The organism is Arsenicibacter sp. R0_47 (assembly GCF_057652235.1).
The window spans coordinates 593,345-617,008 of record NZ_JBYFCJ010000004.1 but is presented as its reverse complement, the minus strand read 5'-3'; the positions used below and the strand labels follow the sequence as shown (position 1 = coordinate 617,008).

Sequence of the window (23,664 nt, the reverse complement as noted above, 5' to 3'; positions counted from 1 at the left end):
AATCGATCAGTTTGCGGATGATTTTAACTCACTAATCGAATTTATGACCATGCATAGGGTTTTATGAGAAAGCCCTGATAGACTAGAATTAGCTAATGAATTATTAAAGAACCCATTTTATGATTACAGTAGAATGATAAATATAAATATCCCTATTAATAGGGATGGTACATTTTTAATGTCTAAAGATTTGTCTATAAGTGAAAATAATGATTACAGAACATATAAAATAATAAGTATTAACTTTTGGAATAGTGAAAATCTTGTTAAGTTAGCAGCCCCAGACTGTGAAACAGGTGAGTGTGGAAAATAGATAAATATGAAAAATATCATAAAAGGAAATTTTGTATTTTTAGTTACTTATATTGCAGGGTTTATTGCTGCAACAATTATTATTGTTTTATTGAATTTTATTCTAACTATAAAAGAACAAAAAATAATTAATATTCCTGAGGTTATTGATCTACTTTTAGGGAGTATGGTAATTTTTATTTATCAGGCATTTATACTGATTTTTGTAATTATTATTTTAATAATTAACGATTATATTTTTATCGAAAAATATAATATGAGCATAAATTTAACAATTAAAATAGGTTCAATAATAATTAGTATAATACCTATAATGTGGATAGTCGAAGACTTTAGTCAATTAGATATCGGAAGATGGATAGGATTTCTCATTATGTTAGTTTTATTTTTGATAGCGCAGCTTTTTAAAAAGAAATTTTATGAAAATAATTTATTTTGATTTCCTTTTTTCGATTATCTATGATAAAATAAAGGGTTGTAGTATATTTTTTTAATCATGGGTAATGGCGGTCAATTGGTCGGGCGTGCCTGCCGGATAACTTCTACCAATTGATGTAATAGTATAGCACGCTCCGATAGCTATGATAAAGTCAAGCGTTAACGTACAATTTGTTAGGCTTGCTAACCGCCAGCCGGAGAGGTTTACCACACCCGCTGGCAAACAAAACAAAGTTGATCATAACCAATGCCTGCGGGCATCCGTAACCCATAAACCAATGCACCACCACTACCCGCGTACTACCGTTATCCTCACCGCAGCCCTGGGCCTGCTGAGCGTCAACGTGCTGGCTCAACCCATGAAACCGGCCGTCAGTACGGATATTCAACTCAATGCCTATAAGCTTCCACCTTTTCCGGTGGAGGTGCTGCATGTGAGGACGCAGCCGGGCGGAGGCTTCACCTTCACCAGCTACATGCCGAACGCGGCCCGGCCCATTGCCGGCCGGGTGCTGCCCAAAAGTGAGACCCACACCGATGCGTCGGACCGTCCGAAAGGAGCGGAGTTCCCGTCAAACGCGGCCTGCTTCAGCACCCAGACCTACGATGCCACCGGTCAGCTGACGGCGCAGCAAAGTGAGGTGTTCTGTCAGCAGAAACCCGACAGCCCCAACTCAGACTTTGCCGTCTTCGGCACCATCCCTACGGATGGTCCCCAGCGACTTCCCTTCGGCGGCGACATGAGCCAGGTGCCGGTCCGCTATCCGCAGGTGGCCCTGCCCGAGCGCTGGACCGCTACCCCAAGCCTTTACAGCACAGGGGCCGGTCTCAACTACGCCAACTACCGCACGGGCGTGGCCTAAACCTACCTGCATACCATGCTCGACCCTGCTACGGGGCGGATTGTGCAGCGGGGTGAGAACGTAAAGCCCAATGCCGAGGCTAACCTGCAGAAAATGGTCCGCTATATTGTTCCGCAGCGCTACCCAGCCACCATTGCCATCGGCAATGACCGCAACCGGTTCGAAGGCATCACCTACCGGTTCGATGATCAGGACAAGAAAGTGCAGTACCGCAATTACAACCCGGCCGGCGTAACGGTCATTAGCGTCGATGAAGCCGGGAACCTGCTGCGCGATGAGCCGGTGAAATTTGACTACAACCGCGAGCTGGCGTTCCGTATTCCGGTTCAGGATGCCACCGGAAAGCCTGTCGGCGAATCCACGCTGGGCGAATCCACGCGGGGCGCAGCCATTAATTGATTTTCGTAATAGTCTGTTTGCAAAGCGTTACCGCACATTCCGCAAAAAGTAATTTCTTTACATCTTCGTTGCAGACTATTCATGTTCATAAACCTATGGCGACTTTTCAGCTGAAAATCAATGGTAAAGTAAGGAAGGTGGAGGCGGACCCGGCGACGCCCGTACTCTGGGTGTTGCGTGATCACCTCAATTTGCAGGGCACAAAGTATGGCTGTGGCATGGCGCAGTGTGGTGCCTGCACAATCCATGTCGACGGTATGGCGATGCGGTCGTGCAGTTATCCGGTGTCGGCGGTGGGGAAGCAGGCCATCACGACCATCGAAGGGTTGTCTGCAAACGGGGAGCATCCGGTGCAGCAGGCCTGGCTCGACCACGATGTGGCCCAGTGCGGCTACTGTCAGGCAGGGCAGATCATGAGTGCGGCGGCTTTGCTGAAAGGCAATCCTGCGCCTTCCGACGAGGATATTGATGCGGCCATGAGCGGAAATATCTGCCGCTGCGGCACCTACCTGCGCATTAAGGAAGCTATTAAATCGGCTGCGAAGAAATAAACCCTGACTGATCATGGAAACGAAAAAAAATACCAGCAGACGTTCTTTTCTGATTTCTTCTGCCCTGGCAGGCGGCGGGTTGATGCTGAGCTTTTCGTGGCTGACCGAAGCCAGAGCGGCCGGAAAAACCGAAGCCCTGAACCTTGCCGGCCAATGGCATGAGTTAACCGGCTATATCCGGATCACGCCGGATAACGTCATCAAAATCATGGTGCCCAACCCTGAGTTCGGTCAGAACGTCATGACGTCGCTGCCGATGATGGTGGCCGAGGAACTGGATGCCGACTGGAAGAATGTGGTCGTAGAAATGGCCCCTCACGATAACCTGAAATTCGGGTCGCAGTTCACGGGTGGCAGTATGTCGGTCCGGACCTACTGGAAGCCGCTGCGGAATGCCGGGGCGTCGGCGCGGCTGATGCTGTGTGAGGCTGCGGCGCAGGCATGGGGGGTGCCCGTCAGTGAGATTACGGCCAAAGCCGGTGTGCTGAGTCATACCAGTGGCAAAACAGCAACCTACGGCGAAATGGCCGCCAAAGCCGCCGCCGTGCCGGTGCCGAAGAACGTGAAACTGAAAGCACCGAAGGACTTTACCATTGTCAGCCGGTCCAGGAAAAATACGGAGGGCGTTAAGGTGGTCACCGGAAAACCGCTGTTCGGTCTCGACTACAGGCAGGAGGGCATGCTGATTGCGATGGTACAGCACCCGCCGGCCTTCGGCATGAAGCTGAAATCGTTCGACGCGGCGCAGGCCCTGAAAATGCCGGGCATTATGGACGTTTTCCCGATCCGGTTATTTGAAGAAGGGTACGAACGGTCGGCCTTTGATACCCGCACGTTTAACGAACTGGTGGTTGTGGTGGGCCGTACGACCTGGGAAGTGATGAACGCCAAAAAGAAGCTCAAGGTGCAGTGGGAGGTTACGACCGACACCAAAGAAAAGGTGAAAGGCTGGAGCGGCCCGGCGCGGGAAGAAATCGTACCGGGCGGGCTGGAAAGTACCGCCTCGCAACTGACGCAGATGCAGGAGCGTGCAAAACAGGCCGCTACCGTGCTGCGTAAGGACGGCGACCCGGAAGCGGCTTTCAAGGGGGCTGCCCATGTGATCGAACGGACGTACACCGCTCCGTTTCTGGCCCATAACACCATGGAGCCGATGAACTTCTTCGCCCACGTAACGGCCGAAAAGGCGTTGCTGGTCGGGCCGTTGCAGGCACCGTCGCTGGTGACGGGTACGCTGGCAAAGGTGCTGAATATGCCGGTTGACAAAGTGGAAATTCAGATGACGCGGATGGGCGGTGGCTTCGGTCGCCGGGCCTACGGGCATTATCTGGTGGAGGCGGCGCTGATTTCGAAAAAGGTCAATGCACCGGTAAAGCTGATGTATACCCGCGAAGACGACATGACGTATGGTATTTACCGGCCGATGTACACCGCAACCTACCGCGCCGCGCTGGATGCGGAAAAAAACCTGATTGGTTTCCATGTGAAAGGCGGCGGGATTCCCGAGCATCCGATTGCGGCAAACCGCTTTCCGGCCGGTGCTATTGACAATTACCTGGCCGAGGGCTGGGAAATTCCGTCGAACATCACTATCGGGGCTTTCCGGGCGCCGAGATCGAACTTTAACGCCGCAGCCGAACAGTCGTTTCTGGACGAACTGGCTGAGTTCATGGGCAAAGACCCGATCAGTTTCCGCCTCGATCTGCTGAAACGCGCCAAAGCAAATCCGGTTGGCAAAAACAATGAATATGACGCTGACCGGTACGCCGGTGTGCTCGAACTGGTGCGGGATAAATCCGGCTGGGGAAGCTCTGCGCAGGCGGGGAAACACCGCGGCGTAGCGGCCTATTTCTGCCACAACTCCTATGCTGCCCATGTGGTGGATATGGTCGTTCGGAACGGCGAACCGTACGTGGAACAGGTGACGAGTGCGATTGATTGCGGCATTGTGGTCAACCCCGATGCGGCGCAGAACATGGTACAGGGAGCGGTTGTCGATGGGATCGGCAACGCGTTGTACGGGGCACTGACCCACAAGGACGGTGCGGCCGAACAAACTAATTTCCATAATTACCGGATGATCCGCCACAACGAGGCCCCGAAGAGCATCGACGTTCATTTTGTGCAGAACGAAATTGATCCGACCGGGCTGGGCGAACCGCCGTTTCCGCCGGTATTCGGGGCGGTTGCCAATGCCTTGTACAAAACAACCGGCAAGCGGCATTACAACCAGCCGTTCCGTCCGGAAGGAGTGAAATTACAGGAAAAAACTGGGGAGTAAACAGCTTCCCTGTTTTTCCTCGTTTACCACAGCACAGAGAATACAAAAGGGAAAAACGCTGTGTATTCTCTGTTGCTTTAGTTCGGGTTACGTATTGGCCTGTCAGGGTTTCCGGGCTGCCTGCTTCTTAGCCTGTTTCTCCGCCATCCGGATGTACAGCTGCTCAACTTTCTCGCGGGCCCAGGGCGTTTTTCGCAGAAAGGTCAGGCTGGATTTAACACTCGGATTGTCGTTAAAACAGTTTATCCGGATGCGGCTTCCGAGTTCTTCCCAGCCGAAGTAATCGACCAGCTCGGTAACGATGCGTTCGAGCGTAATGCCGTGTAACGGGTTGTTAGGCTGTGCAGGCGTCATAAAATGCAGGTAAAATAAAACGTGATGCAAGTTACGCAATAAAGGCGAAGGCCCGGAGCATTGCCCCGGGCCTTCGCCTTTATTGTTGCCTATCGCTGTATTTTCCGGATCAGCACCGGTACGCAAACCGGCGTGTCGGGGCAACCGGCTGGTTCGATGGTGATGGTCACGAGCGTGGTCACACAGAGCGTGGGATCGACACGGTCGCAGATGCGGTACAGGAAGGTGTCCGTACCGGTAAACCGGGCAAACGGCGTGTAGGTAAGCGTTCCGTCGGGATTCGGCCGTACCGTTCCGTTGGCGGGCTGCACGAAAATATCCGGAACCCCAACCGTGGCCAGACTGGCCGGCCGGCCGCCACGGTCAAGGTCATTACCCAGTACCGCAATCGTTACCGGCGTTCCGGAGGCCGTCGTCGCTGCATCCGGAACGGCCAGCGGCGGGGCTGAACCCACCACAACAACAACCAGTGCCGAATCGCACAGACTACCATCGACCGGGTCGCAGATGCGGTATACCAGCGTATCCGGTCCGGCAAAGGCGTCCAGCGGATCGTACACCACCGTACCGTTTGGCCGGACAATCACCGTGGCGCTCGCCGGTTGCCGTACAATTACCGGCCCCGTAACGGTTGACACACTGGCCGGCTGACCGGCGCGGTCGAGGTCATTGGCCAGCACGTCGATGGCAACTGTACTGTTAAAAGGCGCAGTCACGACATCCGTATTGGCCACGGGCGGCGCCGAACCGACAAAAACAACGACCAGTGCCGAGTCGCACAGCGTCGTATTCACGCCGTCGCAGATGCGGTATACCAGCGTATCCGGTCCGGCAAAGGCACCAATCGGGTCGTAGACGACCGTACCGTTCGGCCGGACAATCACCGTGGCGCTGGCCGGTTGGGAAATAATGACCGGCAGGGTCACCGCCCCGACCGTCGCGGGCTGGCCGTTACGGTCAAGGTCATTTGCCAGTACATTAATGGCTACGGTTGTGTTAAACGGCGTTGTAGCCTGATCGGGATTGGCTACCGGTGGTGCCGATCCGACATTGATCACCACGATGGCCGTGTCGCACAGAATCGGATTCACCCGGTCACAGATGCGGTAGCGCAGGGTATCGGTTCCGGCGAAACCGGTCGTTGGCGCATACGTGATGCTGCCGTCGGCATTGACCTGCGCACTGCCGTTGACCGGTCCGCTGACCAGGATCGGCGCCGTTACAAACGACAGACTCGCCTGACCCGACGTACGGTCGGTATCGTTGTTCAGCACATTGACCGTTACCGTCGTATTGAACGGGGTCGATGCTACATCCTGAATAGCATTCGGCGCTACCGACCCGACGTTGAACGTTACCGTAGTTGAGCTGCATTGTGTGGGATCAACTACATCGCAGATCCGGTACTGGAGCCGGTCAATACCGGCAAACGCGGTGGCCGGCGTGTAGGTAATACGCCCGTCTGCGTTAATTACCGCCGTTCCGTTGGCTGGTGGAACGATAATCTGCGGCAGGGTTACCGTCAGCAGATTGGCCGGTTGGCCGGCTTTGTCGGCGTCGTTGGCCAGAATGGATGCCGTAATCGTGCTGTTAAACGAAACATTGACCGCATCCGGTGTCGCTACCGGCGGGGCCGACAGCACAAGGATGGTAACCAGTGTCGTATCACACAGCGTCGCATCGTCAATGTCGCAGAGGCGGTACATCAGCGTGTCGCGGCCGGCAAACGTATTGTTCGGATTGTACAGGATACGTCCGTCCGGCTGAACCGAGGCAATGCCGGAAGCGGGTTGTTGCAGGATAACCGGCGCCACTACATTGGTCAGATTCGCCGGCTGACCGGTTTTTGCCGTGTCGTTCGCCAGAACCACAATCTGCACATCCGTATTAAATGTGGTCGTCACTGCATCCGGACTGGCGACCGGCGGGGCCGAGTTCACCCGGATGGTTACCAGCGCCGTATCACAAAGGGAGGTGTTTACCCCGTCGCAGATGCGGTAGGTCAGCGTGTCGGTTCCCGTAAACGTATCATTCGGGTTATAGAGCAGGGAACCATCCGGATTGATACCGGCGGTTCCGCGTGTTGGCGGTACCAGAATCTGCGGCAGCGTAACGCCGCCCGTCGGTGTAAGCGTCAGGCTCGCGGGCCGGCCGCCACGGTCAAGGTCATTGGCCAGAATCGGGATGAGTACATCGGTGTTGAAGGCCGTTGTGCTGTTATCCTGAATGCTGACCGGCGGTCGGGAGGTTATGGTAATGGCAACAAACGAGGTATCGCACAGCGCCGGATTAATCAGGTCGCAGATGCGGTAGCGCAGCGTGTCGGTGCCTGCGAAGCCCGGCGCGGGTATAAACGTAAGAGTGCCGTCCGGATTGGCAATGGCCGTTCCGCTGGCAGGCTGCTGCACAATTTCCGGTGGACTGACACTGGTCAGCGAGGCCGGATTACCGCCTTTGTCGAGGTCATTGCCCAGAATCGGTACCGTCAGCGGTGAGCCATACCCGGCGTTGTAATTGTTCGGTGTCGCCACCGGCGGGGCCGACAGCACCAGAATCGTAACCAGTGCTGTATCGCAAAGTGCCGGATCAACGATGTCGCATAACCGGTAAATCAGGGTATCACGTCCCGCAAAATTGTCATCCGGATTGTAGAGCAATGAGCCATCTGCCTGAACGGTAGCCACGCCGTTGGCAGGTGTCCTGGTAATAGCCGGCAGGACAACCATGCTGGCCATCGTCGTGCTGAAAACAACCGGATTGCCGTTGCGGTCGGAATCGTTCGCCAGAATCGGGATGATTACGCTAACATTAAAGCCGGTGATGGTATCATTCCGTACAGCCACCGGCGGGGCCGATCCGATCCGGATAATGACCTGTGTTGTATCACAAAGCCCTTGATTGACCCCGTCACAGATGCGGTAGGTTAAGGTATCCGGTCCGGCAAAACCGGTGGCGGGGGTATACGAAAGGATTCCTGATGCATCAATCGTGGCCGTCCCATTCCGCGGGTCGGTTAATTTCTGCGGCACGGTCACCATACCCAGCGTGGCCGGTTGTGCGTTTCGGTCAGTGTCATTGGCCAGCACACTGACCGAAACCGGCGTGTTAAACGGCGTATCGGCCAGATCAGGCAGTGCATTCGGTGCCGACGAGCCAACTACCAGCGCCACCAGTGTAGTATCGCACAGCACTGGGTTAAACAGATCGCAGATGCGGTACCGAACCGTATCCGGACCGGCGTATCCGGCCGTTGGCGTATAACGCAGCGATCCGTCCGTCAGAATGACTGCCGTCCCGTTGAGTGGTACACCGGTTATCTCCGGCAGGGTTACGTTGGTCAGCGATGCCGGGCGTGATGCCTTGTCGCTGTCGTTCAGCAGCACCGGAACGACCACACTGGTATTAAACGGCACGTTAAATCCGTCGGCCACGGCCACCGGCGGGGCCGAGCGCACATTGATCGTTACCAGCGCCGTATCGCACAAGGCCGGATCGTCGATGTCGCACAAGCGGTAAATCAGCGTATCGCGGCCGGCAAAGGTGCTGCCCGGTACGTAGTTCAGCACGGCCACCGATGCACTCACCACCAGCGTTGCCGTACCATTTGTTACCTGCCGGATAATGACCGGTGTTGTGACATTCCGGGCGACGCCGCTGAGGCTGGCCGGGTTACCGTTCTTGTCGACGTCATTGGCCAGAATCGCCAGGCTGACCGGCGTTCTGAAAGCCGTTGTCGTGTCATTCCGGACGGCTACCGGCGGCGCTGAGCCAATCCGGATAATGACCTGTGCCGTGTCGCAGAGTACCGGGTTTACAGCATCGCAGAGGCGGTAAAGCAGGGTGTCGCGCCCGGCATAGCCAGTGGACGGGGTATAGCTCAGCACACCATCCGGCAGGATCGTGGCCGAGCCGTGGCGTGCCGGTTCAACGAGTTGCGGCAGTACCACACTGCCCACCGGTGTCAGCGTCAGCGAAGCGGGCCGGTTGGCGCGGTCCACGTCGTTGGCCAGAATTGTCAGGCTGACCGGGGTGTTGAAGGCTGTTGTGGTCTGGTCGTCAATTGCCACCGGCGGAGCCGACCGGATGATCAGCCGCAGAACGGTGGTGTCGCACAAAACCGGAGTAAACGTGTCACAGATGCGGTACCGCAGCGAGTCCGGTCCGGCATAGCTGTCGTCCGGATTGTAGGTAATCGTCCCGTCCGCATTCACGAGTGCCGTGCCGTTTTGTGGTCCGTCTACGATAGAGGGCAGGGTCACGTTGGTCAGCGCGGCGGGGCGGCTGGCTTTGTCGGTGTCGTTGACCAGTACGGGAACCGTAACCGTCTGATTAAACGAAATGATCCGGCTGTCCGGATTGGCGACCGGCGGCGCTGACCGTATCGTGATGGTAACGAGCGCCGTATCGCAGAGCGTTGGGTTAAACGTATCGCAGAGGCGGTAAATCAGGGAGTCGCGGCCGGCAAAGGTATTGTTCGGATTATAGGTTAACCGGCCGTCCGGCAGAACAGCGACCTGACCGTTGATCGGCTGGGCAATGATCTGCGGGATCGTGACGTTGGCGGTAACACTGGCCGGGCTGCCGGTTTTGTCAATGTCGTTGGCGAGAACAAAAATGTCCAGCGTCGTATTAAACGGCGTACTAACATCCTCCCGGTTCGCGACCGGCGGTGCCGACAGCACGGTGATGATGACGTCCGTGGTGTCGCAGAGAGTCGGGTTAAACGGATCACAGATCCGGTAGCGCACCGTATCCTGACCGGCAAACGTGCTGACCGGCGTAAAGCGCAGCGTTCCGTCGGCGTTGATAATGGCCGTGCCGTTTTCCGGCAGCGTGACCAGTTGCGGAGCCGTCACCAGCGTCAGGTTGGCCGGCCGGTTAGCACGGTCAACGTCATTAGCCAGAATGCTGATCAGCACAGACGTGTTAAACGGCGTGGTCACCTGATCCGGATTGGCGGTCGGGGCGGCTGAACCAACGTTGAGAATAACCCGTGCGGTGTCGCAGAGCGTCGGGTTGTAGCGGTCGCAAATCTGGTAAAACAACGTATCGCTGCCCGCAAAGGCATTATCCGGATTATAGGTGATTGTCCCGTCAGGGTTCACCGTTGCCACGCCGTTGGCCGGTGGCGCGATGAGTTGTGGCAGGGTAATGTTCGCTGATGCACCGGTGGCAGACGCCGGGCGACCGGCTTTGTCGGTATCGTTGGCCAGTACCGGAACCGTTACCGTGATATTGAACCCAACCGAAAACACATCATTAGCGGCTACCGGCGGTGCCGACAGCACATTGATGGTCACCTGCGCCGTGTCGCAGAGAGCCGGATTGACGTTGTCGCAGATTTGGTAAATCAGCGTATCAATACCCGCAAAGGTATTGTCCGGATTATACAGCAGCGTCCCGTCAGGATTCACCGTCGCCACGCCGTTGGCCGGTTGGCGGATAATCGTCGGGGCGTTGACCAGCGTCAGGTTGGCCGAGCGGTTGGCGCGGTCCACGTCATTGGCCAGCACCGGAATCGTCACGTTGATGTTGAACGCCGTTGTCAGGTCATCGGCATTGGCCGTTGGCGGCGCTGATTGCACGAGCAGGCTAACCAGGGCCGTATCGCACAGGGTAGGAGTAATGTTGTCGCAAATCCGGTAGACAAGCGTATCGCGGCCCGCAAAGGTGTTGTCCGGGTTGTACGTAATTGTCCCGTCGGCGTTCACCGTAGCCACGCCGTTGGCCGGTTGGTCAATAACCACAGGTGCCGATACGTTGGTCAGGGCGGCGGGGCGGTTGGCTTTATCAACATCGTTGGTCAGCACCGTGACAGTAACGTCGGTATTGAACGGCGTTGTGGCAGTATCATCCTGTGCTGTTGGCGGCGCCGACTGCACCGTAATGGTTACCTGCGCCGTTGCACATTTATTCTGGTCCACTACATCACAGATGCGATAGGTCAGTATATCAACGCCGGCAAACGTATCATCCGGATTATACACCAGTACCCCGTTCAGAATGATAGCCGAGCCGTTGGCCGGACCGCTGAGAATAACCGGTGCCGTTACCAGCGTCAGGTTAGCCGGTGTGCCCGCCTTGTCGGTATCGTTGGCCAGAACAGAGATGGCTATGTCGGTATTGAACGGCGTACTGCGTACGTCGTTGGTCGCATTAGGAGCGGCCGACCCGACGTTATATGTCACAAGGGCTGTATCGCATTTCGCCGGATCAATCAGATCGCAGATGCGGTATACCAGCTGATCGGTACCGGCAAAGGTATCGTCCGGGTTATAGGTAATTGTCCCGTCGGCATTGACAACAGCGGTCCCGTTGGCCGGTTGGGTCACGATGACCGGTGCCGAGACATTCGTCAGCGCGCCCGGACGGGCTGCCTTATCGACATCGTTAGCTAGTACCGGTGAGGTTATGGTCTGATTGAAGGCGAGGTTAATATTGTCCGGATTCGCCACCGGCGGGGCCGACAGAATCTGCACCACGACCCGGGCCGTGTCGCACTTTGACGGATCAATCAGGTCGCAGATGCGGTAGACAAACACGTCCTGTCCGGCAAAGGTGTCATTCGGGTTGTACGAAATCGTCCCGTCCGCATTCACCGTTACCGCACCATTGGCGGGCTGTACCACAATCACCGGCTGTGATACCAGCGTCAGGTTTGCCGGGCGAGCCGCCTTGTCCACGTCATTGGCCAGCACCGTCATCAGCACGTCGGTATTGAACGCCGTCGTGTAACTATCAGGGTTGGCCACCGGCGGGGCGGACAGAATCTGCACCGTCACGAGCGCCGTGTCACACTTCGAGGGGTCAATGAGGTCGCAAATCTGGTAGATAAAGGAATCCAGCCCGGCAAAGGTATCGTCCGGGTTATAGGTAATTGTCCCGTCGGCATTCACCAGCACGGTCCCGTTGGCTGGCTGACCCGTAACCGTCGGGGCCGAGACATTGGTCAGGGCCGCCGGCCGACCGGCTTTGTCGACGTCATTGGCCAGAATCGGGATGGTAATGTTGGTGTTGAAGGCCGTCGAAACATCGTTGCGGTTGGCTACCGGCGGGGCGGAAAGGATCTGTACCGTCACGAGCGCCGTGTCACACTTCGAGGGGTCGATGAGGTCGCAAATCCGGTAAACAAAGGAATCCAGCCCGGCGAAGGTGTCGTCCGGATTGTAGGTAATGGTCCCGTTGGCGTTGACCAGGACGGTGCCGTTGGCCGGCTGGCTGAAAATAGTTGGTGCCGAGACATTGGTCAGGGCTGCAGGCCGCGCGGCTTTGTCAACGTCATTGCCCAGCACCGTCATCGTCAGGTTTGTGTTAAAGGCTGTCGTATAACTGTCCAGATTCGCCACCGGCGGGGCTGAGCCGATCTGCACGACCACCAGGGCCGTATCACACTTCGAGGGGTCGATGAGGTCGCAGATCCGGTAGACAAACGAGTCCTGCCCCGCAAACGTATCATTCGGGTTATACGTAATCGTTCCGTCGGCGTTAACCAGGACGGTTCCGTTGGCCGGCTGGCTGAAAATGGTTGGTGCCGATACATTGGTCAGGGCCGCCGGCCGACCGGCCTTGTCAGTATCGTTAGCCAGTACCGGAATGGAGATGTCGGTGTTGAAGGCTGTTGTTACGTCGTTGCGGTTCGCCACCGGCGGGGCCGAACCAATCAGTATGGTGGCCAAAGCCGTACTGCAAAGCGATGAGGTAATGTTATCGCAAATGCGGTAGGTCAGCTGGTCTGTCCCTGCGTAGGTATCGTCCGGATTGTACGTAATGGTTCCGTTGGCGTTGACGATGGCAGTCCCGTTGACGGGTTGCACCACAATAACCGGAGCCGAGACGTTGGTCAGCGCGGCAGGTCGGGCAGCCTTATCAACATCATTACCCAGTACGCCCATCGTACTATTCGTGTTAAAGGCCGTCGTATAACTGTCCGGATTGGCCACCGGCGGCGCTGACTGAATCAGAATCCTGACCAGCGCCGTATCGCAAAGCGCATTGTTGATGTTGTCGCAGATGCGGTAAATAAACGTGTCCTGCCCGGCAAAGGTGTCATTCGGATTATAGGTGATGGTCCCGTCGGCATTGACGACAACCACCCCGTTGGCCGGATTCTGGGTGACAACAGGAGCGGTCACATTGGTCAGGGCTGCGGGCCGTGCGGCCTTATCTGCGTCGTTGGTCAGTACCGCAATCGTCATTGTGACATTAAAATTAATGGTCAGGCTCTCCGGATTCGCCACCGGCGGGGCCGACTGAACCGTGATGGTAACGAGATTATTGCTGCACAGGCTGGTATTCACGTTATCGCAGATGCGGTAACGGATGGTATCGACCCCGGCAAAGGTGTCATTCGGGTTATAAGTCAGCGTACCGTTGGCGTTAATAATAGCCGTTCCGTTGACGGGGCCGTACAGAATCTGCGGGAGGGTGACCGTCGACAGGCTGGCCGGTTGCGACGCCCGGTCGGTGTCGTTGGTCAGAATGGTTACCGTCACGTTCTGGTTAAACGGCGTAGACGTGACGTCTGCCCCGGCCGTAGGCGCATTGGAACCCACATTGAACGCAACGTAGGTTGTGGCGCATAGGGTGCCCGAGAACGTATCGCAGATGCGGTAGTACAGCGTATCGAGTCCGGCAAACGTGTCATCGGGGTTAAACGTGAGCGTACCGTTGGCATTGATCATGGCTGAACCATGCTTCGGCTGCACCACAATGACCGGAGCGGTCACGTTGGTCAGCGCCGCGGGCCGTCCGGCTTTATCCACGTCATTGGCCAGGATAGTGACCGTCGTAGTGACGTTAAACGCCAGGTTAACCGTTTCCGGGTTGGCCACCGGCGGGGCCGAGTTCACCCGGATCGTCACCAGCGCCGTATCGCAGAGACTGGAATTGACATTGTCACAGATCCGGTAAATCAGCTGATCGGTGCCGGCAAAGGTGTCGTTCGGGTCATACGTAATCGACCCGTCCGCATTGACAACCACCGCGCCGTTGGCCGGGTTCTGGGTAATGACCGGGGCCGACACATTGGTCAGCGCCGCCGGCCGGCCGGCTTTATCGACGTCATTGGCCAGAATCGGGATGGTAATGTTGGTGTTAAAGGCCGTCGAAACATCGTTGCGGTTGGCCACCGGCGGGGCCGACTGGATGGTGATAAACACGAGCGCCGTATCGCAGAGACTGGTATTGACATTGTCGCAAATCCGGTAAATCAGCTGGTCGGTCCCCGCATAGGTATCATTCGGATTGTAGGTCAATAGCCCGTTGGCGCCGATGGCAATGGTGCCGTTGGCCGGTTGTGTAATCACCGAAAACGAACTGACATTGGCCGATGCACCCGTCAGCGAAGCGGGGCGGTTGGCCTTATCCACGTCATTGGCCAGCGTATTAATCTGGACATTTACGTTAAACGGCGTGGTGACGTTATCGCGGTTGGCCACAGGTGGCACCGACTGAACGGTAATGGCAACCAGGGCGGTATCGCAGAGGCTGGTATTCAGGTTGTCGCACAGCCGGTAAATGACCGTATCCCGGCCCGCAAACGTGCTGCCGGGCCGGTAAACCAGCACGCCGTTGGTCAGCGTGGCCGTCCCGTTTTTAGGTTGGGTGAAAATCGTCGGTGCCGAGACATTAGTCAGTGCGGCCGGCCGGAAAGCACGGTCGGTGTCATTGGTCAGCACATTTACGCTTACACTGGTGTTAAACGGCGTGGTGACAGCCTCGCGGTTGGCCACCGGCGGATAGGCCTGATTGATCGAAATCGTTACCTGGCCGCTGACCTGATCATTGAGGTTATCACTGTAGGTGACACGGTTGGTTACGGTCGCATTAGCCACCAGCGGGCGCTGGGCAACTACCCGGAAAGAAAGCGTATCCCGTTGCGCCAGAATCAGGTCCCCCAGATTATAACCGGTTTCATCCAGCGGGAACACCGTATTGGGGCTGGTCTGGTCGGGGATAACGGTGGTCCGGTTTCGGCGCGTACTGTTCGCAATATACGTAAAGCCCGCAGGGATCGTATCCGTGATCGACACCACATTACGAGAGCGCAGGGATGCATTCTGCACCACAATCCGGTAGGTTACCTCATCGCCGGGGTCCACGATGCCCGGCTGCCCGTTATCCACGGATATAGCGGCGAGTTTGGACACAATAATTTTCCGGTCGGGAGTAACGGTAGTGCCCAGATCGAGAAATGGAAGACCAGGGCCGGCCGTGGCTGCATCCTCGCCCCAGGCTACGGCGATGAGCGTACCATCGAGCGTATACACGCGCATACCGGTCTGGTCACGGTCATTATTGTCGAAAATACGCAACGACTGATCGGCAACAACCTGATAGGCTACATCATATTTTCCGCCGTTGGGGTCGGTCAGCGGGCCGGTAGTCGGATCGCCGTCGAAATCAGCATAGACGGTTGTGGCGTTGATCGCCAGTACCCAGACCGGACTACCATTACCGGTATTGCTGACCGGATCAGAGGTTCCCGGTCCATAGCCCACCACCGCGGCTGTTGTCAGAAAGACTTCCGGCAGGAGCGAAAAACCCCAGTCCCAGGTCGATTGCTCGGTCACGTCAGCGTCATGTACCCCGACGGCAAAGAACCTGTCGCTTTCGTTGGTTGTATAGAAGTGAGCACCGGAGTTATCGGGCATATTGTAGCGGTAGGTGGCTTTCGGGCCAACCGTAAAGCTGGAAACACCGCCGGTGGTGCGGGCGTTGATGGTCAGTGAGGACGGGCCGGGGTTAAAAATAAAGGCATTAACGTCGGCATTGACCGTCGTTCGCCCGACCGGGTTATAGTAGCAGTTGTCCCAGAGCGCCGTCGGATACATGGCAAATGTCCTCGATTCATAGGCAGCGCCGATGTCACCGGTTACCAGATCGACCTGCACCGGTTTATTCGCCCGGACAGCTGCCCCCGCCACCACATCGCCGACACTGCTGCCGTTGAAGTGATAGCTTTCCCCCTGGTTCAGGGTTGCCGTTGTTTCATAGGTGCCATCGGCATTGGCATCAATTTCGATGGTGGTAGCATCTTCGCGGGCCATCACAAAGATGGACGTGTATTCAAACAAGCAACAGTTTGAACCCGCGTTCAGATCAGACGTTTCACCGATCGGCAGCTGAAAAGCGCGGTCGTACACCGTTGTATCGTAGACTTCCACGGATGAGCCAAGCACCGAGCCAGGCGATGTCGGCACGCCGATCCGGGTAACGGAGAGGTATTTGGTAGAGGCAATTTTATCGCGGCCGTCATAAACGATGGTGCTGGTACTGCGGGGAAGCGAAACGTTGTTGACGAGGTTAATCCGGTCACCGGCGTTGATTTTATCAACCGAATACCCGGGAGGCATCCCGTTGGAAGGGTCATTGTCGCCCCAGATCTGGGTACTGCTTTGTTTGGTGCCGGAAAAATTAGCCTGGTACCCATCCTCCCAGTGGTCATAGTAGATCACCGTATTGTTGTTGGTAGAGACAATGGAGATCGTTACCAGAATGGTATTACTGATCACGTTTGTTGTGGCAGGGTTCGTGGTCAGGTTTTTAAAGGCTGTTTGCAGCTGAGGCTCCGGAAGCGGAATATAGTAAACGTTATCGGGTACAACCTGTGCGTAAAGTCCGGCCTGAAAAGTGCAGCAGAGCGCCAGTAAAAAAAGTTTCTGAAATGCTGAGTATAAACGTTTCATTAAAGCAATGTTTACTTTATGCTCTAATGAATGACAATTAATATACCATTTGGCTTAAAATGGTTAAAAGTAGATGGTTGTTATAAGTAACTCTTTGGTAAGGATTGTGAATTTAAGCTGTTTAGATTGTTGGAAAAAAAGTAAGCCGTATGGTATTGTTTACTTATGTGTAAGTATGATAATTGAAATGCAAAAAGCGGGCCATGTTTCTAATGACGGCCCGCTTTTTTAGCCTGAAAAAGCGCTTTACAGCGTTATACGGGCGCCGATAGACACGTAATTAATCCAGGTGAAATTATAAATCTGATCAACATTGGCACCACCCTCCACCACACGGTAACCTGCTTTCAGACTGACTGTAGGATTGATGGTATAGGTTGCACCCAGAAAGATATCTTCTGCCCGGCCTTGTTTCGAGCCCAGTGCGTCGCCTTCCAGCACCGCGTGCCACTGATTGGCCAGCTGGTATCCGGCATAAAAATTCAGCAGCGGAACAAAGCCTACATTGCTGAAATTTGTCGTACGCTGATCACCGCTGATTTTGATATCGGCATCCCGGATTTTAGCCGTGAGGCCGAGACCCAGCCGGAGCTTGTCGGTACGGATAAAATCATAGCGGTAGGTCAGCCGGTAGGAGTTAAAGCGGTATTTTGCCTCAATCGGCTGGCTGGCCAGGAAAAACTCCCCGTTAAACTGCACCGGCTGGCTGAAGGCACCCTTGTAGGTAACGGTCAGCGGCGCATACAGTACCGAAATGGTATGCCGGTCAGCAATGGTATACCCCAGCCGGATCCGGTAAAAAGGCTTTGCGTCCGGTTTCAGGTCTTTGCCAATATCGAAGGTGGTGCCGCCCATGGTAGGCCGGCGGATGGTGTTATAAGGTGTTCCAAGGACCAGACCCGTCTCCAGATCGGCAAAAAACTGGCCGTACGTCGGCATGGTCAGGCCGGATAAGAGGCATAGTAGTGCGATTGTCTTTTTCATAACGTTGTTTTAGGGTAAGTACGCACGTCTGCGGCAGGTTGTTCAGGAAACCTATTTAAGCGGCGGTTGCACGATAGAGGTGGTGCAGACCGGCAGACCGGTATACAGCAGTAAGTGGGAGCAGGTCAGGAAAACGCACACTTGTTCGTAAAACAGTGCCATTTGTTATTTTATGCTGGAAAAAGTGCAGCCTGAACTGTAGATTGCCGGACATGAAATATCTGTGCCGTATTGCCTTATTGCTGATGATTGGGTGTGCCCCCGCATTCGGGCAGCTCTATCCGGTCAGGCACTATACGGTGCGGGAAGGGCTGCCGAATATGCAGATTGCCAGCAGCCTGCTCGACTCAAGAGGCTATCTCTGGCTGGGTACGACCGACGGGCTGGCCAAATTTGACGGCGATCAGTTTGAGCAGTTCGACCGGCATGACCTGTCGCTCGGGTCAGCCTATATACAGGGCATCGGCGAGGACAGCCGAAAACACATCTGGATCATGACCCGGGAGGGCCTTACCTCGCTTGACGGAGCCTCGTTTAAGCACTTCCCCTTTCCGGATCACCTGACGTTAAACAATACCCCGCTACAGATTGACGATCAGGACCGGATTTGGTTTGTGGCTTCAGACCGGCTATACCTGTTTCAGCATGGTACCTACCGGAAGGCGGCTCAAACCGTGGCGGGTGTAGATTCGCTGGTGGTCACAAGCCTGCGGTGGGATAAGACCGGGAAACGGTTGTGGCTTACCGCAGGTCCTGAATCCGGAGGGTTATACTTTATTGTCGCTAACCGGTGCTTCCGGATCAGCGATTATGCGCCGCCTGCGGGGTTTCAGGCCCATCTGATGCAGGGGTATACGCAGGTAATCCTGCGGGAGGCTAATCAGCTTGGAGCGTCCCGGTACCTGACTGCCGAACCAGGACAGACACCTGTCCCTTTTCTGGCAATAAACAGGGGTACCGGACAGGCGCTGGCGCCGTTTTCAGGGGATTTTTACTGCCTGGATAATCCCTCCGGATCTTTTTTCCGGTATTCGGGCGGGAGCCGGACGGTGACCGTCATCCACCGTTCACCCGGAAATCTGGCATACACGGCTCCGGTTGTCCGGAACGGGAAAGTGTATTTCGGGACCGATAAAGGGCTGGTCGAAGTCTTCGATAACGGACTCCGCTATTTCGATGAGCAGCAGGTGCCTTATGTCTGGAGTGTCGCCGAACGGCCGGACGGCAACATATGGCTGCTGAATTACGGTACGCCGCCGCAGCGCTATAGCCGGACCGGCGAGGACAACGGAATGGTCAGTCCGTTACAGGCGCCCTGGCTCCTGAAAGCCTTGTCGGCCGGCCGGCCCGATAAGCAGACGCTCTGGGACCGGTACTATTACCATCCTGTTCAGGATCACAGCGGCTTGCTGTATCTGCCTCACGAAACCGGTCCGTTGGTGTTCGATGGCAGGGACGCTCATTTTCTGACCCGTCCGGAAGACGGTACCGCCCTGTTTTTTTACCATGATCCCCGCACGGACCGCGTTTTCGTTGGGATGCCCGGTGGCTTCCGGGTGTACCGGCAAGGCCGGCTGATCCGGAAAATTACGGCAAAACAGGGGCTGCACTCCTGTCTGTACGGCCTTAGTGCGATTGCCGCCAATGAGCCTGATGTGTACTGGCTGGGTACAGGAATGGGACTGGCCCGATATCACTTCGGCACGCAGCAGGTGGTTAATTATACGGAAACGCAGGGGGTAAAACCGGCTATGGCCGTCACCGACCTGTGTGAAGATACCCGCGGAACCATCTGGCTGGCAACACGCGACGGATTTGGCTACATTGACCGTTCGACACGGCAGGTTGTCCGGATAGCCGCCGGGACATTCCGCAGCAAGGCAGCGTTTGTCGGCATGCTGACCGACTCGGTGCTGGCCATCGGGGAAACCAGGGGTGTTTTTCTGTTCGATCTGGCAACCTGGTACCGGCAGAAGAAGGTTGTTTTACAGTTGCTGAATCACCGGACAGGGTATCCGGGAATTCAGCCCGGGCAGGCCGGATTTTATAAGGACCGGCAAGGCAGGGCCTGGATCACGTCGGGAACCGTGCTGTGTTATATTGACACCAAACGCTTTGCCCGGCGTCCGGAACCGCTGCTGCCGGTAATCCGGAAGCTGAACGGACAGCGTTTGCCGTTTTCGTACGGCGACACCGTGTTTTCCCTTACCGGCAGGCAGCATGGGCTTACCGCAGAACTGGAAGTACTGGGTGATAACCGGCCGGCACAGACGCAGTATGCCTGGCAGCTGGATGACCAGCCGTGGTCAGACTGGCAGACGGCTCCGGTTATTCAGCTTCATGAGTACGGCAGCGGAGCGCATACACTGCGGGTAAAGGCGAGAACGGGCGGTCTCCATGAGGTTCATGAACAACTGACTGCCCTGCATTTCCAGGCAGACATGGCATTTTATGAAACGCCCGTGTTCCGGAAAATCATACCGTATCTTCTGGCCGGGGCTTTACTGACAGGTGGCCTGCTGCTCTGGTTTGTTATCCGCGGGCGGCAACAGGTGAGTCTGGCAAACCGGCAACTGCGTGAACGGGAAAAGGAAAGCCTGTTTCTGAGCGTTCAGACCATACAGGCCCAGCTCAATACCCATTTTATGTTCAATGTGCTGGTACCTTTGCAAAACCTGATTCTTAAAAATAAGCCTGACGAAGCGGCCGGCCTGCTGGTTGAGTTTTCGAACCTGGTCCGTGGGTTTCTGAATACGTCGGCGGTAACCGGCAGCCGGCGGCGGAACCAGCGCCTGGCCGAACGGGAAATAACGCTGGCCGAAGAAATGAACCTGCTCAGCAGCTATGTGCGCTTCGAACAGTTGTTGTACCGTGATAAAATTACCGTACATTTCGACGCCGGCAGCCTCGACGGGAAGCTGAATCCGGAAACGGTAACCCTACCGCCAATGCTGATCCAGCCGTTTGTCGAAAATGCAATCAAACATGGTCTGGTCCATAAAACGGGCCCCGGTAATCTGTGGATCCGGTTCATTGGCCTCGGTGAAACCCTGGTTTGTATTGTGGAAGACGATGGCATCGGCCGCGAACAGATGCGGCAGATTCATCAGTATTCACAGAGAGCCTACCGCTCGCTCGGGGCCACGCTTGTGCAGCAGCGCGTTGATACGCTCAACCTGCTGGGGTACAGCATTAAGGTGCAGACTGATGACCGGCTGGCAGGCGGAACGGTTGTGACGATAACCATTGCCCGGAGTGAAGACCGATGAATCGCATAGTATTAACCTGTTATCCGCATGAAAACTGTTGCTGTAGTTGAAGATACTATTGATAGTCTGGAGGTTATCCGGTATTTTCTGGAAAGGGATTATCCGCACCTTCAGCTTGCCGGTGAAGCAAGAAGCGTAGACGAAGCCTATGCGTTGCTGGTGCGCCGGCAGCCCGATATTGTACTGCTCGATATTCAGATTATGGGCGGTACCTCGTTTGATGTGCTGGCGCGGCTGGATGCAGCCGGTCATCCGTTGCCGCAGCTGATCTTTATCACAGCCCACGGCGTACTCGAAAATGCAACGAAAGCCCTGCGCTATACAGCCCTTGATTTTATCATGAAACCCGTCAATGAAAGCCAGTTACGGGCGGCGATCGACACGGCTGTTCAGCGACTGGAAGCGCATGATACCATGCTGGAAGAGGTCAGGGCCATGCTGGAGCAGCAACGGCAGGGTGACCGGTTCGACCGGATTGCCATCCGGTTGCTGGGCGGTGTCCGGCGATTGGTGGCCGTACAGGAAATCGTCTATTTTCAGGCCGACCGGGAAATAACAAAAGTATTTCTGAAAGGGGAAAAGGAGCCGCTGACCGCCACAATCAACATCGGTCATTTTACGCGCACCCTTCAGGATGACTATGATTTTCTGCTGATCCATCAGAGTTTACTCGTCAATGCAATGTATATCCGTGAGTTTAATCAGCGTGCCAGCGAAGTCACGCTGACCACAGGGCACCGGCTGGCTACCTCACAGCGCGGAAACATGCTGATGAAAGAGTATGTCAGGCAGCGCGAAAACGGTACGGTAATGTCCTCCGGTCTGCGCCGGAATCTGCGGGGACTGCTGAATGCCTGGCTGCGGGGAATGCGTGGTACCGGTATCCACCTATATTAAACGAACCTGTGTATTTGTGCGAAATAACCGCCGGGTTGTTAGTTTTTGATTGGTAAGATATTGTGAACTACCTAGTTTGGTCATGCAGAAAGACGACTTTCCGACATATCCCCGAACGTATTTTTTATTCACGATGCCGAGCACTACCACTGACGAATTCATCATGTTTGACAAACGGCAGATCTTTGCCGATGCCATTTTGTGGATGGAGGGTGACTGGAATTACACCCGCATTCATACGGTTGATAACGTGACCCTGTTAAGCAGCTATACCCTGAAATGCTACCAGCAGCAGCTGCCAGGTTTCTGGCGAATCCGGAAAGATGCCATGGTGAATGCTGCGTACGTATTTTCGATAAAGCGCGTAGCCAATGATCCGAAAAAACTACAGGTGACGTTAACAAACGGCGTACAGATTATGGTGGCGCGGCGCCGTCAGTTTCAGCTCCGCCACCACTGGGCACAGCATACCGGACGGTTTCGGTTCGAGCGGGAAGCGCCGGTTTCGTAGCCAGGCAAATCCGGAACTGCCCCGGGGAGCGTATCGTCCGGTTAGCGGGATTTTTGCAAATTGCGCCCGAACCAGTTTGCACTTCATCCCATGCTATCTGAAAACAACACACAGATTCCGGCCGATCTGGCCGAAAAGCTACAGCAGCTTTCCCAAAAATATGCCGCGATGGGGCAGGACATGGCGTCCTACCTTGAAGGCCTGCTGCAGGCCGACTACCTGACCTACTGGGACTATATTCACCTGGAAACCTTGCTTTCCCTGCAAAATCCGCGCACGGCCTATCCCGACGAGCTGATTTTTATTACCTATCACCAGATCACCGAATTATACTTTAAGCTCGTCAAACACGAAATCGCCCAGATTGCCGGCCGCGTACCGGAAGGCTCATCCGCCGGTTTTATTGAATTCTTCACGCAACGCGTGGCGCGAATTAACCGGTATTTTGAGATACTGGAAAACTCGTTTACGGTCATGGTCGAAGGCATGGACAAAGACCAGTTCCTCAAATTCCGGATGGCGCTTTTGCCGTCGAGCGGGTTTCAATCAGTGCAGTTCCGCGAAATTGAGATCATGGCCACCGATTTTTCCCTGCTGCTCGATGATCCGCAGGGGGAGGTCGCCGACGCGCCGGTCAGCCGGCAATACGATCGGATTTACTGGAAGCGGGGCGCTACTGAGCTGTCCAGCCAGCAGAAAACCCTGACCTTACGGCAGTTTGAAGCGCAGTATTCAGACCGGCTCGTGCGGCTGGCAACAGACTATCAGCGTACCAACCTGCGGCAGGCTATGCTGATGCTCCGGGAGCAGGGGCTGCTGACCGGTGAGCTTACTGCCGGTTTACGGGCCTTCGACCAGCGGGTCAATGTACGCTGGAAGCTGATGCACCTGCGGTCGGCAGTACGGTATCTGCACAAGTCGCCCGAGGCCATTGAGGCGACCGGCGGTACAAACTGGCAGCGCTACCTGCCGCCTGCCGGTCAGAAGCGGGTGTTCTTCCCGGAGCTTTGGGCAGATACTGAGATTGATAGCTGGGGAAGGGAAGTATAACGTATTACAATTCATTCCGTAAAATAGGCAGTTAAACCACATAAGCCGGCATTTCCGTGCTCATACCA

At 55.5% G+C, this 23,664-nt stretch carries 12 protein-coding genes; 9 read left to right on the top strand and 3 right to left on the bottom strand.

Going from position 1 to position 23,664, the window contains the following annotated elements; genetic code table 11:
- Window positions 1-319 precede the first annotated feature (319 nt).
- From AC23NW_RS11540 to AC23NW_RS11520, 5 genes are all read left to right on the top strand, one after another.
- Window positions 320-751, top strand: a complete 432-nt coding sequence (locus AC23NW_RS11540) for a hypothetical protein (RefSeq protein ID WP_487449638.1) — start codon at window positions 320-322, stop codon at window positions 749-751.
- A 277-nt stretch (window positions 752-1,028) separates the two neighbouring features.
- Window positions 1,029-1,613, top strand: coding sequence for a hypothetical protein (locus tag AC23NW_RS11535; protein WP_487449637.1), 585 nt, complete (start codon window positions 1,029-1,031; stop codon window positions 1,611-1,613).
- A 15-nt stretch (window positions 1,614-1,628) separates the two neighbouring features.
- Entirely contained in the window at window positions 1,629-2,012 is a 384-nt protein-coding gene (locus tag AC23NW_RS11530) for a hypothetical protein (protein WP_487449636.1), read from the top strand.
- 95 nt (window positions 2,013-2,107) lie between these two features.
- Window positions 2,108-2,563, top strand: a complete 456-nt coding sequence (locus AC23NW_RS11525; protein WP_487449635.1) for a (2Fe-2S)-binding protein — start codon at window positions 2,108-2,110, stop codon at window positions 2,561-2,563.
- Between the two features lie 13 nt (window positions 2,564-2,576).
- Complete coding sequence (locus tag AC23NW_RS11520; RefSeq protein ID WP_487449634.1) at window positions 2,577-4,844, top strand: xanthine dehydrogenase family protein molybdopterin-binding subunit; 2,268 nt, start codon at window positions 2,577-2,579, stop codon at window positions 4,842-4,844.
- A 102-nt stretch (window positions 4,845-4,946) separates the two neighbouring features.
- On the opposite strand, the gene AC23NW_RS11515 is transcribed toward AC23NW_RS11520, so the two are convergent.
- The 3 genes from AC23NW_RS11515 to AC23NW_RS11505 all read right to left on the bottom strand — a co-directional run bounded on the left by AC23NW_RS11515 (window position 4,947) and on the right by AC23NW_RS11505 (window position 17,869).
- Window positions 4,947-5,198 (bottom strand): VF530 family protein, encoded by a 252-nt coding sequence (locus tag AC23NW_RS11515; RefSeq protein ID WP_487449632.1) that lies wholly within the window; start codon window positions 5,196-5,198, stop codon window positions 4,947-4,949.
- A gap of 89 nt (window positions 5,199-5,287) precedes the next feature.
- On the bottom strand, window positions 5,288-16,885 hold the full coding sequence (locus AC23NW_RS11510; protein WP_487449630.1) for an Ig-like domain-containing protein: 11,598 nt from the start codon (window positions 16,883-16,885) through the stop codon (window positions 5,288-5,290).
- 246 nt (window positions 16,886-17,131) lie between these two features.
- Complete coding sequence (locus tag AC23NW_RS11505) at window positions 17,132-17,869, bottom strand: porin family protein (RefSeq protein ID WP_487449628.1); 738 nt, start codon at window positions 17,867-17,869, stop codon at window positions 17,132-17,134.
- A 212-nt stretch (window positions 17,870-18,081) separates the two neighbouring features.
- On the opposite strand from AC23NW_RS11505, the gene AC23NW_RS11500 reads away from it, so the two are divergent.
- From AC23NW_RS11500 to AC23NW_RS11485, 4 genes are all read left to right on the top strand, one after another.
- Window positions 18,082-21,138, top strand: coding sequence for a sensor histidine kinase (locus tag AC23NW_RS11500; RefSeq protein WP_487449627.1), 3,057 nt, complete (start codon window positions 18,082-18,084; stop codon window positions 21,136-21,138).
- 27 nt (window positions 21,139-21,165) lie between these two features.
- Window positions 21,166-22,035: a LytR/AlgR family response regulator transcription factor gene (locus AC23NW_RS11495; protein ID WP_487449625.1), complete on the top strand. Its 870-nt coding sequence runs from the start codon at window positions 21,166-21,168 to the stop codon at window positions 22,033-22,035.
- Window positions 22,036-22,117: 82 nt separating this feature from the next.
- Window positions 22,118-22,546 carry a LytTR family transcriptional regulator DNA-binding domain-containing protein gene (locus AC23NW_RS11490; RefSeq protein ID WP_487449623.1) on the top strand — a complete coding sequence of 143 codons (429 nt, stop codon included), beginning with the start codon at window positions 22,118-22,120 and terminating at the stop codon, window positions 22,544-22,546.
- 90 nt (window positions 22,547-22,636) lie between these two features.
- Window positions 22,637-23,596, top strand: a complete 960-nt coding sequence (locus tag AC23NW_RS11485) for a tryptophan 2,3-dioxygenase family protein (RefSeq protein WP_487449622.1) — start codon at window positions 22,637-22,639, stop codon at window positions 23,594-23,596.
- Window positions 23,597-23,664: the final 68 nt, after the last annotated feature.